The organism is Paraburkholderia sp. UYCP14C, assembly GCF_004197395.1.
Taxonomy (GTDB): Bacteria; Pseudomonadota; Gammaproteobacteria; order Burkholderiales; family Burkholderiaceae; genus Paraburkholderia.
In genome coordinates, this window is the sequence record NZ_SELS01000114.1 from 1 (window position 1) to 11,970 (window position 11,970).

Here is an 11,970-nt window from a genome sequence, read left to right on the forward strand (position 1 = left end):
TCAGTTCAACGGCACATTTCATCGGCAGACAGGTCATCAGAATCACATTGCCTGTCAGACCCCATATTTTGAAATTCGTTTACTCGTCGCACTTAGCAAAACGAACCCGCGGAATTCACTCGCCGCCGTTCAAAGCGGACCCGCCGTAGCTCGCTAGTTTAGGTGAAACTGCAAGCGATCAACCAAATAGGCGGATCGGTGTACGAATCACATGGCAGAGGAACACTTTCCTAATGTAAGTCTGTTGCGTGGAACGGAATTGGCGCTTCGCGCGCACCCAAGGCCGCATGTAAGTGGCCGCGGGGCAAGTGCGTGCCCTCCGCCGGAAAGGAAAACCCGGAGGCATCTGCTTAGCGCGACATCATCAGCATACCGACGTTCTGCATCACCCAGACCGTGCCGAGGATCAGGAACGCGGCGGCTATTATGGTGTAGCAGAGTGGAAGCAGGTTCCATCCCTGCCCAGGCGAAGCGGTCAGATGTAGGAAGCACACGAGGTGCACGACGACTTGCACAAAGCCGAGTACAGCGATCGCGATCATGGCCGTAGTTGCATCGAGGGTATCGTACAGCCCGACACCGAATGCACCGGCTGTAAGCAATACCGAAAGAATGAAGCCCGCGAGATATCTGGCGAGGCTGCCATGCGATCCCGCGTGAGTCCGTGCATAAGCCATCAGAGCACGCTCCCCAGATAGACGAAAGAAAACACGAAGATCCACACCACGTCGAGGAAGTGCCAAAATAGGCTCAGGCAGGTTAGACGCCGAACTTCCTGCTCACCGAGTCCAGGCACCCGCAGCACTTGGATCATCAGTACGAGCATCCACAGCAGGCCGAAAAAAACGTGAATTCCGTGCGCAGCGACGAGCGTAAAGAAGGCAGAGAGAAACGCGCTGCGCTGCGGACCAGCGTCTTCCGCGATCAGTTGCGAGAACTCGCGAAGTTCGAGCGCGAGGAACGACGCGCCAAGAATGAATGTGATCACGAGCCAACCGAGCACGATGCCGCCCCTTCCCCGCGGCACACCCAACATCGCGAAACCATAGGTGATACTAGAAAGCAACAGCACAGCGGTTCCCAGCGCCACGCCCGATAGATCGAAGAGATCGTGACCCGTAGGGCCACCGGCGAACTGGTGCCTCAGCACGCTGAACGTGGCAAATAGCGCGGCGAACAGCATACAGTCGGTCATCAGATACACCCAGAAGCCGAACACCGAGTGCGATTGTGGGTGATCTTGATAATCGACTTCTGAAAAATCTGCGCCAACGGTTTTCTGTAACATCAGTAAGCCTCCTCGGGGACTGAATCGTTAGTGCCCATCGGGACTCTGGTGCCAAACCGCCGTTCTTCGATCTCACGGACCATCGGCGCGGGAATGTAATATCCGTCGTTCTTGTCGAAGCTCTTGATGATAATCGTGAGGACGATCCCAATGAAACCTAGCAACGCGAGCCACGCGATGTGCCATACGGCCGCGAAACCCAGCACCAAGCTGCACATCCCTGTGAAAAACCCCGCCGACGTATTGGATGGCATATGGATGTCCATGTACTTTGACGCCAGCCCAAGGCCGCGGCCCGTTTCTTTCATGTACGCGAAGGCGTCAATGTCCTCCACTTGCGGAATGAGAGCGAAGTTGTAGACCGCCGGCGGCGAGGAAGTTGCCCATTCGAGCGTGCGCCCATCCCATGGGTCGCCTGTCATATCCTTGCATTCGGCATCGTTGCGGTTCACGAATGCCATCACCCACAGCAGAACCTGTAACAGGATCGCCACCGCGATGATCGCCGCGCCGAGCGCCGCAACGATGAAGTATGGTTGCCATTCAGCCACATCATAGTGATTTGTGCGGCGCGTCGCGCCCATGAAGCCGAGCACATATATAGGTACGAAGGCCACATAAAAGCCGACGAACCAGCACCAGAACGACGCCTTGCTGAATTTGTCATCGGGCTTGACACCGAACACCTTCGGAAACCAGTACTGCAGGCCAGCTAAATAGCCAAACACCACACCGCCAATGATGGCGTTATGAAAATGAGCGACCAAGAAAAGCGAATTGTGCAGCACAAAGTCCGCGCCCGGAATCGCCATCATCACGCCGGTCATGCCACCGATAGAGAACGTCACCACGAAACCGATGGTCCACAACACGGGTGCGGCGAATTGAACGCGCCCGCGATACATCGTGAATAGCCAATTGAATATCTTGACGCCAGTTGGAATCGCGATAATCATTGTGGCGATGCCGAAGAATGCGTTGACGTCGGCACCTGAGCCCATGGTAAAGAAGTGGTGCGCCCAAACTAGAAACGAAAGTAACATGATCGCACACGATGCGTAGACCATCGTCCTGTAACCAAATAGCGGCTTCTTGCAGAAGGTAGCCATCACTTCCGAATAGATGCCGAAAGCGGGCAGCACCAGAATATACACTTCGGGGTGGCCCCACGCCCAAATCAGGTTCAAGTACAGCATGGCGTTGCCACCAAGTTCGTTCGTGAAGAAGTGCGTGCCAATATAACGATCGAGGCCGAGCAGCGCTACCGCGACCGTGAGAATGGGAAACGTCGCCATGATGAGAACATTCGAGCAGAGCGCCGTCCATGTGAACACGGGCATCTTCATGAGCGACATCCCCGGCGCGCGCATCTTGATGATTGTGACAAAGAAGTTCACGCCCGACATCAAGGTGCCGACACCCGAGAGCTGGATCGCCCATATATAGTAGTCCACTCCAACGCCAGGACTAAATTTCAGCTCGGAAAGCGGCGGATACGCGAGCCAGCCGACCTTCGCGAATTCGCCAGCTACGAGCGACAGATTGATCAACACCGCGCTGACTGCGGTCAACCAGAAGGAAAGCGAGTTCAGGAACGGAAACGCCACGTCGCGCGCGCCGATCTGCAATGGCACGACGAGATTGAAGAAGCCTACCATCAGCGCCATCGCCATGAAGAAGATCATGATGACGCCATGCGCCGTGAAGATCTGGTCGAAGTGATCCGCCGGCAGATAGCCTGGCGACTTGAACGCGACGGCCTGTTGAAGGCGCATCATTACGGCGTCGACAAAGCCGCGCACCAACATGAGCACGGCCACGATCATGTACATGACGCCGATGCGCTTGTGGTCCACGCTCGTGAGCCATTCGACCCAGAGGTACTTCCACTTGCCTTCTAAGGTGACCAGCCAGAACACGCCGAGGACACCAAGCGCCATGAACACCGACGCCCCCATGATGATGGGCTGATCGAACGGCATCGCGTCTAATGTGAGTTTTCCGAACATGGCTGATTACCCTTTGGTTACGCACGATGGGACAGTGAAATCCGTCACATTGCCGTTGTTGTATTTGCCGACGATTTTGTCGAAAAGCCTCCGGTCGACCTTCGCGAAGTACTGCACGGGTGCGTTTGCCTGCGGCTGCGTGATCGATGCGTACCGATCCATCGTAAGCTGGGTCGATGAAGCTTTTACCGTCTCCACCCACGCGTCGAAGCCCTGCTGGCTCGTAGCAACCGTACGGAACCTCATGTCGGAGAAGCCTTTTCCGCTGTAATTCGACGAGAAGCCCGCGAAGTCGCCCGCTTCGACGGCGATCAGGTGTAACCGGGTTTGCATGCCGGCCATCGCGTAAACTTGAGTGCCAAGTTGCGGGATGAAGAATGAGTTCATCACCGAGTCCGACGTAATGCGAAAATTGACCGGCGTGCTCACAGGCACCGCCAATTCGTTCAGTGTAGCGATGCCGAGATCGGGATAGATAAAGAGCCATCTCCAGTCGAGCGCGACAACTTCGACGTTGATGGGCTTCACGTCCGATTCTAGTGGTTTATAAGGGTCGAGCTCATGCGTGGTACGCCACGTAAGGATGGCGAGGAACAGAATGATGGCGGCGGGTATGGCCCAGACCACCACCTCAATCGTCGTTGAGTGAACCCAGGTCGGGACGTAGCGTGCGCTGCGGTTCGACGCGCGGTAGCGCCATGCGAAGGCAAGCGTCAGGATAATAACGGGAACTACGATCAGCAGCATGGCCCATGTGGCCGAGGCGATGAGTGACCTCTCCGCCGTGCCCACGCTACCCTTGGGACTCAGAACGAGAAAGTTGGGGCTGCACCCAGCAAGAGAAACGGACAGCCAACCACCGATGGGGATTAACCACTCTTTAAAAGCTTTCCTGTCTGCCATGCCCATCTTCTCCTCAGTAAGCCACTGAAATGCCTGACATACTTGCACCGAAAGCTCGCCGCGCAAATGTATCCCAAGATCACCGATCTCTGGATGACTAGTACAACGAGCGAAACCAGCCGTTCACTGAACCGTCTGTCGCTCGAGATCCGCAACGTCTAGAACTTCACCCCGACGCCAAAACCAACGACCAGCGGATCAATATGCAAGGTGCCAATTGACGAGCCGCTAAGCGATGCGTCAGTCTTCATCCAAATCTTCTTGATGTCGGCGTTAACGAATAAACTCTTTGATACTTGCACATCAATCCCAACCTGCAGTGCCGGACCAACGCTGTGATTCTTTATAGAGACAGGTACACCTCCGGCGTGCAATCCGTTGTTATAGAAGAGCGCATAATTGAGTCCCGCACCAACATACGGTCGAATGCGTCCTGAATGATTAAAACGATATTGCAATAGCAATGTCGGCGGTAGCACGTTGACGCCACCAAGGTCCCCGAGATTCGACGTCAGGTGATGACGTGAGGTGCCAAGAATCAACTCAACGCCGATGCTGTCGCGTACCATATATGTGAAATCGACCTCTGGCACCAGCGCGTTGCTTACGCCGACATTAAGCGCGGAAAGCGTGTCAGTGCTGCGAACTTGCGGCTCAATGCTTATTGCGCGGAGGCGTACCAACCAATCACCTGCGTAGTTTCCGGCGACTGCACTGTCAGCGGCGTTAGCTGCGTGGATTCCAAATGCTGACATAAGGATTATTGCAGCAGCCACATTACGGAGTTGCTTTATCATTCTCAAAACCTTTATCCATCAATCTTCTGCAGTGTGTCCGAATTTGCGGCCGATAGCGTTGATCGCAATCAATTGACGTTTTACGCAGTGCCTGTGTGCGATACCGCGTCGCAGGCCATACAAATTCTTGCAGTTCGCCGCCCGCGCTCCGAATTGCGCAATGCGTCCCGCAGTGCTTTGCGGCCGATCATGGGTTGCGATTTGCCGTGTAGCTCCCGGTAACACCAAGCGGCGTTATGAATGGGAAATGCAACGTGAAGAAGTCGATCTTCGGCTGCTAATCGACTAACCGCCGATGCTTCGCGAAAGGGCCGGCGCAATCGTCGCGCCCCTCCTATTTGTCGATTGTTACCTTCGCACTTCGGTCTTGAAGTTGCTATTTGAAACAGCAGCGCAGACGAAGCCAGCGATGTCGAGCAATTAGGGGGACCCAATATCCATGCTTTCCGGAGGGCTGAACTACCCGCTTCGACCACTCAGCAATGAGCCCGGCCCCAAACGGCTCCGCCCTTCACCGGATGATGTCATAGCTGTAATCGGTCTTCGAGATGTCCATCGTGCTTGCATCGAGTGCCTCGAAGAATTCATCCAGCAGCGCTAACAGAACGCGTAATGCTCCCGCATACCCCCACGTCGGATAGCGGTGGTAATGGTGACGGTCGAAAATCGGAAACACGAGTCGGACGAGCGGCGTGCGAGTGTCGCGCTCCAGGTACTTTCCGTGTGTATTGCCGATCAGGAAATCCACTGGTTCTGTAAATAGAAGCGAGCGCAAGTGCCATAGATCGCGCTTTGGATAGACCTTGCATCCTTCACCGTATGGCGACGCGTCCAGCAATGCCCTAACCTTTTTCGCCCACCCGTCGTTACCATTCGTCGAGAGTACGTGCACCGGCTCCGCGCCCAACTCAAGCAGGAAGTTCGTGTAAGCCAGCATCTGATCGGGATCGCCGTAGAGCGCGTAGCGCTTGCCGTGCAGACTCGCCTGACTGTCTGCCATCGCATCAACTAGTTGCCCACGCTCCTTTTCAAGTTCAGCCGGGATTGGCCTTCCCGTCACGCGCGAAATCTCCATGAGGAAATGATCGGTACCTGAAACGCCGACAGGCGCATTAAGTGACACTACTTCGTGGCCATGATCTGCGAGGAACTTGCTGGTCTTCTCGCAGCAATACTCCTGAAAGACGAACGTTGCCTTGGCGTTCAGCGCACGCTCGACTTCCTCCTTCGTAGTCCCGCCCTCGTACATCCGAAATTCGCCGTCAGTCGGCGTGTTCCATGTTCCCGATGGATCGCAAATAATATTCACGCTTACGGCAAATAAATCGAAGATACGCCGAATCTCCTTCATGTTTCCGACCACGAAGCCGTCGAATCCTCCGATAAAGTTCACGCTCTCGTCCGGCACTCGCAAAAGTGGTGCAGTAGTGCCCGCCTTGCCATCCCAAAAGTACTTAAGGATGCCCAGGAGCGCATTGTCATAGCCGGTCACGTGGCTGCCGACAAACGCGGGCGTATGCGCGAACGGCACGTCGTAATCTTGTGGCACGCTGCCCTTCTGCTTGCTATTCTTGATAAACGCGTCGAGGTCGTCGCCAATCACCTCCGCCATGCAGGTCGTGGATACGGCGATCATGTCGGGCTTGTAGAGATTGTACGCATTCGCGAGACCGTCGATCATGTTGTTCAGACCACCGAACACGGCCGCGTCCTCCGTCATGGACGAACTTACGCATGACGTCGGCTCTTTGAAATGTCGCGAAAAATGCGAACGGTAATAGGCCACGCAGCCCTGCGAGCCATGCACGAAAGGCAGTGTCTTATGGAAACCGTTCGCCACGAACACGGCACCAAGGGGCTGACACGCCTTGGCTGGATTTATGGTCAATGACTCGCGGGCGAAGTTCTTCAGTTGATATTCTTCTGTCTTTGTCCATTCTGCAACCTGCCTTATCGCCTCGTCGGAATGGGTGAACTCGAAGTTGTCTTTCTTATTGCGAAGGAGCTCCTGATACTCCGGTTCGCGAAACAACAGTTCGTGATCGAGAATTTTGTCGCTTGATTGGGGCATGATTCGCTCCTGTATTGATGTTCTATTCAACCGGCAGTCGGCACGGCCATACCGCTAACAGCCCGCAGCGCTCACGCCGCCTTTTTCCACGGTGCCTTCGACAGGCCCCAGACGGGACTCGAGATCGCCATGTCCATGTCCCGCGCGAAGATAGCGAAGCCGTCGTAGCCATGATACGGGCCAGAATAATCCCAGCTGTGCATCTGGCGGAACGGGACGCCCATCTTCTGAAAGACGTATTTTTCCTTGATGCCGGAGCCGACGAGGTCTGGCCGCGTATGTTCGACAAACCTCTCGAATTCGTAGCCAGTCACGTCGTCGTAAATCAGAGTGCCGTCTTTTATGTGTTGCGTTGTGCGCTGGTAATCGTCGTTGTGAGCAAACTCGTAGCCGGTACCGACAACTTCCATCCCAAGATCCTCGTACGTGCCTATCACGTGGCGCGGGCGAAGGCCACCTACAAACAGCATCACTTTTTTCCCCTGAAGCCGCGGCTTATATTTGGCTATGACTGCGTCCATCAACGGACGGTATTTCGTGATCACCTTCTCGGCATTTGCCTTAATGGTGTCGTCGAATCGGCTGGCAATCTCGCGCAAGCTCTTTTCGATCATTGTCGGGCCGAAAAAATTGTATTCGACCCATGGAGTGCCATACGTCTCCTCCATGTGCCGGCTGATGTAGTTCATCGAACGATAGCAATGAAGCAGATTGAGCTTCGACCGCGGCGTATTCTCAAGTTCCGCAAGAGTGCCATCGCCTGACCACTGGGCGATGACCCGAAGCCCCATTTCCTCGAGCAAAATGCGGCTTGACCACGCATCACCGCCAATGTTGTAGTCGCCGATGATCGCGACGTCGTACGGTGTGGTCTCAAGCGCGGATCGCTGTCTCGGACCGGCGCGGTCGAACACGCAGTCGCGAATCGCATCGTTTGCGAGGTGATGACCGAGTGACTGCGATACGCCTCGAAAGCCCTCACAGCGCACCGGTACGATCGTGTGCCCGCCGTATTCGGTGCTTTTCCTTTTAGATACCGCCTCAATGTCGTCACCAATGAGGCCTATCGGGCATTCGGTTTGGACGGATATGCCCCTGTTCAGCGGAAACAGTTCCTGAATCTCGTCGACCATCTTATCGAGTTTCTTGTCACCGCCGAACACAATGTCCTTCTCTTGAAAGTCGGACGTAAGCTGCATCGTGACAAACGTATCGATTCCTGTCGTCCCGACGTAGTAATTGCGGCGGGATCCCCAAGAGTACTGTCCGCATCCGACAGGTCCGTGACTGATGTGAATCATGTCCTTGATCGGCCCCCAGACGACGCCCTTCGAGCCCGCATATGCGCAGCCCCGAATCGTCATCACCCCCGGCAAAGACTTGATGTTTGACTTCACACCACAATCAGGCTTGCCCTGCTCGAAGGAGCCCAAGTGCTTGGCCCGCCGTTTAGCCATTTTTTCAGGGTAAGCTCGCAACACTTCGTCGATCAAGGCCTTATGGGTAGCTTTGCGTTCTTCAACCGTCGCGGTCATCGAATATCCTATAAGTGAAGACTGTCATCGCCGGAAACGGCAGCCGTGCGCCGCACGGCAACCGTCGTCCAGCACTCGTCAGGCGGTGACATCTGCGGCGGTCTTGCCGACCTGGGATTCATCGACTTGCACCATAATGCCTTTTTCCATCAGTAGGTCTTCGAGCTGATCCATCGTGATGGGCGTCGGGATCACGCCATTGCCGCCGTTGTTGTGAACTTTCTCCGCAAGCGCGCGATACTGCCCAGCCTGCTCGCTGTCCGGCGCATACTCGATCACGGTCATCCGGCGAAGTTCCGCGTGCTGCACAATGTTGTCGCGCGGGACGAAGTGAATCAGTTTCGTGCCTAGCATCGCTGCGAGCGATTCGGCCAGCTCGAGTTCCTTGTCGGTTTTGCGCTCGTTGCAAATAAGTCCGCCCAAACGCACACCCCCGCTATGCGCATATTTCAAGATGCCCTTCGAGATATTATTAGCGGCGTACATCGCCATCATTTCTCCGGACATGACGATGTAAATTTCCTGTGCCTTGTTCTCGCGAATAGGCATTGCGAAGCCACCGCAAACGACGTCGCCGAGCACATCGTATGACACGTAGTCGACTCCGTCGTAGGCGCCGTTCTCCTCAAGGAAGTTGATCGATGTGATGACGCCGCGACCCGCGCAGCCGACGCCCGGCTCAGGACCACCCGATTCGACACAGCGGATATTCTTGTAGCCTATCTTCATAACGTCATCGAGTTCGAGGTCCTCGACCGAGCCGGCTTCCGCCGCGAGAGAGAGGATGGTGTCCTGGGCCTTCGCGTGCAATATAAGACGTGTCGAGTCGGCCTTGGGATCGCACCCTACGATCAGAATTTTTTGCCCAAGGTCGCTAAGCGCCGCAAGCGTGTTCTGCGACGTGGTCGACTTACCGATGCCGCCCTTTCCGTAGAAGGCGATTTGTCGAAGTTGAGACATTGTCGGACTCCATTGAGATTAGAAGGTAAAACCATGGCTGCGAATCAGCACTGAAAAGCCGCGACCAAGTCCTCAGCCTGCTGTGTCTGTATGGTCTTCTTCTAGAGTCACGCATCGGCCGGAGTGTGTCCGCGCCCTACGTCTCTGCAACGTTCATGCCACGAACCCCTTGAATCGGCCAAATGCTTGCTCAGCGAGGCCTTCACCAAACTTCTCAAATTCCGCACACCGACAATTTCGACGTCGTCTTCCTGACAATCCGCACGCCGCTTTGGCGAAATGACATCGACGTACCGTGTCGCTGCCCGCTTGAGCCGGCTTACCGCAGTAATAGCCGGTATGCCGCATTGGTACGGATGTTGCGAGTTTGCGGCTGGCCGCTGAAAAGCCGCGAACCAAGCGTCCGGATTAAGCCGTCGAACCACCTTGTTTAATTAGGATTACATAATGCCCGATACGCTAGTCTCTCCCGCACTCAGTGGGACCCCATTTGCCCGCCTCGAGCGCGAGGGGCGCCTCCTCAACCCTGTTTTCAAGGGCCTCACGAACGCTGCAGACAGGATCGGCTTTCGCGGCGAGCTCGCACTACGCTTTGGGCCTCACCTCGCCGACGAAGCCCGCCCGCCCGAGCTCTCTTGTGAGCAGGTGCTGGCTGTCGCGGATGGTCGCGACCCGCACATCCAATTCTTCGCAGGCTGGTTACTGAGTTTTGAACACTTGACGAACGTCGGCGAAGTACTCGGCGAAGCCCTGTCTTACCAGGGCAAATACTTCCTGTTCTGTGACAACATCGATCTATCCAGTCGCTATCAGGTACCGTACAAAGAAGCGACATTTAATGTTCTTCCGATTCTCGAATCGACAGTCTACAACGAGATCCTCGAACTCCTTTACCTAGAGAAGAGCGAACTCAAGACAAAAGACACTGCCGGAAAGCTCGACGCTATCGCCGATGCGGCGATGCAATTTAGCTTTTCCTTTGACACGATAAGTTACGCGGAAGGCCTCAAAGTGATGGGTCCAATTCGCAATCCGAATGAAAACAGGCCGGTCTGACGAGCGCTTCAAGTTACGTCGCCCGCATGTAATTGCTGCCTCGCGTTCCAGAATGTGACGGCGGCTCCAATCACCTTCACAGGAGCGAAAGCATGTCACCGCTCACCAAGACCGCTTCACGCCAAACAGCGTCGCTCGAGACTGCCTTACTCGAAAACCCGAGCTGCAGGCGCACCGATATCGCGAGCGCCGACGCAGATTGTCATGCGCCTCCTTGCGTGGCGGTCGCGAAGTGGCTCGATGCTCACGACTTCCCGGACACTCAATCGCGCGGCATTGACGGCATTACACCGTTAATGCTGGCGGCGCTGCACGGCGAAGATCACATTGTCGCCTCCGTACTCGAATCAGGGGTAGGGATCAGCGCTCTCGATGACGAAGGAAACCATGCGCTGTGGTATGCGTGTTTGGGCGACGCACCTGGAACGATCCTTCGATTGGTCGGTGCAGGACTAGCTCTTGATCACGTAAACGCGGACGATATGACGTGTCTGATGCAGGCCGCCGCCACCGGTCGAATCGAGGTTATGTGGCTGTTGCTGGCGCTCGGCGCGAGTGACAGTCTCGTTGCGCCCGACGGCCGTGATGCACTCGACATGGCTGCCGACTTGGGACGACGGCTACTGCAGGCGGTACACGAACTCAGAGGCGCCAGATTGGACTCAACCGGCAAATCGCCTTATGGCCCGGGGGGAGCGCAGGCCGCCCACTCCGATAAAACTTCCCGCTGACTTGGACCTCGTCATGCCGCTTTACGACTATTTATGTCGCAACTGCAGGTTGAGTTTCGAAACTCTCGTGCGCACGGGCTCGCCCGTGGCGTGCCCCCGCTGTCGGAGCACCGAACTGGACAAGCAGGTCAGTGCGCCGTCCGCCCCAGCGCGCAGCAGGGCAATGATCGCGGCAGCCCGGCGTCAAGCGGCGCACGAGGGGCATTTCAGCAACTACTCGACGGCGGAGCGTAGCAAACTCCTGCGTGAGAGTTAGAGGTAAGGTCAAGTCTGATGTATTGGCCATTGATAGCGGGCGACGTCAAGCGGCCAGTTTCTGCTGACCCTGTTGATCGTCTTGCACCGGCTCGCCGTCCTGGAATGGACCGCCCCGGGAATCGTGGAGGCTGGTTGGTTTAAGTTGATGCGGGTTCAGCGGCAGCTGTTTCAAGTTGCCGATAGTAGTTTGCCTGGTTGTGGTGCAAATAGCGCTCAAGGATCGGTTAGAGTGTCGCCTTGACCGATTTTGAGGAGCCGCGATGAACAAGCTGAAGAGTCTGGACGAGCTATTCGCCGGCCGTCATTTTGACCGTGAGGTGATCATTCTTTGTGTGCGCTGGTATCTGCGCTACAAACCCAGC

At 55.8% G+C, this 11,970-nt stretch carries 11 protein-coding genes and 1 pseudogene; 4 read left to right on the forward strand and 8 right to left on the reverse strand.

The features are described 5' to 3' along the window. Window positions 1-350 precede the first annotated feature (350 nt). The 8 genes from cyoD to nifH all read right to left on the reverse strand — a co-directional run bounded on the left by cyoD (window position 351) and on the right by nifH (window position 9,563). Window positions 351-677 carry a cytochrome o ubiquinol oxidase subunit IV gene (gene cyoD, locus EVC45_RS41880; RefSeq protein WP_129963964.1) on the reverse strand — a complete coding sequence of 109 codons (327 nt, stop codon included), beginning with the start codon at window positions 675-677 and terminating at the stop codon, window positions 351-353. Further along, entirely contained in the window at window positions 677-1,288 is a 612-nt protein-coding gene (gene cyoC, locus EVC45_RS41885; protein WP_129963965.1) for a cytochrome o ubiquinol oxidase subunit III, read from the reverse strand. Before cyoC ends, cyoD begins: the two co-directional genes overlap by 1 nt. Then, window positions 1,288-3,297 (reverse strand): cytochrome o ubiquinol oxidase subunit I, encoded by a 2,010-nt coding sequence (cyoB, locus tag EVC45_RS41890; protein ID WP_129963966.1) that lies wholly within the window; start codon window positions 3,295-3,297, stop codon window positions 1,288-1,290. The genes cyoC and cyoB overlap by 1 nt, the downstream gene beginning before the upstream one ends. A 6-nt stretch (window positions 3,298-3,303) precedes the next feature. Then, the gene (gene cyoA / locus EVC45_RS41895; protein ID WP_129963967.1) at window positions 3,304-4,200 is read right to left on the reverse strand and encodes a ubiquinol oxidase subunit II; all 897 of its coding nucleotides are present in this window, start codon (window positions 4,198-4,200) and stop codon (window positions 3,304-3,306) included. Between the two features lie 158 nt (window positions 4,201-4,358). After that, a complete protein-coding gene (locus tag EVC45_RS41900; protein ID WP_129963968.1) occupies window positions 4,359-4,997 on the reverse strand; it encodes an OmpW family protein in 639 nt (212 codons plus the stop codon). Window positions 4,998-5,508: 511 nt separating this feature from the next. Beyond that, window positions 5,509-7,068, reverse strand: coding sequence for a nitrogenase molybdenum-iron protein subunit beta (gene nifK / locus EVC45_RS41905; RefSeq protein ID WP_129963969.1), 1,560 nt, complete (start codon window positions 7,066-7,068; stop codon window positions 5,509-5,511). A gap of 71 nt (window positions 7,069-7,139) precedes the next feature. After that, window positions 7,140-8,603 carry a nitrogenase molybdenum-iron protein alpha chain gene (gene nifD / locus EVC45_RS41910; protein WP_129963970.1) on the reverse strand — a complete coding sequence of 488 codons (1,464 nt, stop codon included), beginning with the start codon at window positions 8,601-8,603 and terminating at the stop codon, window positions 7,140-7,142. 78 nt (window positions 8,604-8,681) lie between these two features. After that, window positions 8,682-9,563 (reverse strand): nitrogenase iron protein, encoded by an 882-nt coding sequence (nifH, locus tag EVC45_RS41915; RefSeq protein ID WP_129963971.1) that lies wholly within the window; start codon window positions 9,561-9,563, stop codon window positions 8,682-8,684. A gap of 447 nt (window positions 9,564-10,010) precedes the next feature. On the opposite strand from nifH, the gene EVC45_RS41920 reads away from it, so the two are divergent. From EVC45_RS41920 to EVC45_RS47320, 4 genes and pseudogenes are all read left to right on the forward strand, one after another. Next, on the forward strand, window positions 10,011-10,619 hold the full coding sequence (locus tag EVC45_RS41920) for a hypothetical protein (protein ID WP_129963972.1): 609 nt from the start codon (window positions 10,011-10,013) through the stop codon (window positions 10,617-10,619). A gap of 92 nt (window positions 10,620-10,711) precedes the next feature. Next, window positions 10,712-11,350 (forward strand): ankyrin repeat domain-containing protein, encoded by a 639-nt coding sequence (locus EVC45_RS41925; RefSeq protein WP_129963973.1) that lies wholly within the window; start codon window positions 10,712-10,714, stop codon window positions 11,348-11,350. Window positions 11,351-11,363: 13 nt separating this feature from the next. Continuing rightward, complete coding sequence (locus EVC45_RS41930; RefSeq protein ID WP_129963974.1) at window positions 11,364-11,606, forward strand: zinc ribbon domain-containing protein; 243 nt, start codon at window positions 11,364-11,366, stop codon at window positions 11,604-11,606. Window positions 11,607-11,868: 262 nt separating this feature from the next. Next, window positions 11,869-11,970, forward strand: a pseudogene (locus EVC45_RS47320) (IS6 family transposase); the annotation flags it as partial.

Coding starts and splice junctions, on each gene's coding strand:
- nifK (WP_129963969.1), bottom strand. CDS start 7,068: ATGCCCCAATCAAGCGACAAAATTCTCGATCACGAACTGTTGTTTCGC.
- EVC45_RS41925 (WP_129963973.1), top strand. CDS start 10,712: ATGTCACCGCTCACCAAGACCGCTTCACGCCAAACAGCGTCGCTCGAG.
- cyoC (WP_129963965.1), bottom strand. CDS start 1,288: ATGTTACAGAAAACCGTTGGCGCAGATTTTTCAGAAGTCGATTATCAA.
- EVC45_RS41900 (WP_129963968.1), bottom strand. CDS start 4,997: ATGATAAAGCAACTCCGTAATGTGGCTGCTGCAATAATCCTTATGTCA.
- cyoD (WP_129963964.1), bottom strand. CDS start 677: ATGGCTTATGCACGGACTCACGCGGGATCGCATGGCAGCCTCGCCAGA.
- nifH (WP_129963971.1), bottom strand. CDS start 9,563: ATGTCTCAACTTCGACAAATCGCCTTCTACGGAAAGGGCGGCATCGGT.
- EVC45_RS41930 (WP_129963974.1), top strand. CDS start 11,364: ATGCCGCTTTACGACTATTTATGTCGCAACTGCAGGTTGAGTTTCGAA.
- cyoB (WP_129963966.1), bottom strand. CDS start 3,297: ATGTTCGGAAAACTCACATTAGACGCGATGCCGTTCGATCAGCCCATC.
- nifD (WP_129963970.1), bottom strand. CDS start 8,603: ATGACCGCGACGGTTGAAGAACGCAAAGCTACCCATAAGGCCTTGATC.
- cyoA (WP_129963967.1), bottom strand. CDS start 4,200: ATGGCAGACAGGAAAGCTTTTAAAGAGTGGTTAATCCCCATCGGTGGT.
- EVC45_RS41920 (WP_129963972.1), top strand. CDS start 10,011: ATGCCCGATACGCTAGTCTCTCCCGCACTCAGTGGGACCCCATTTGCC.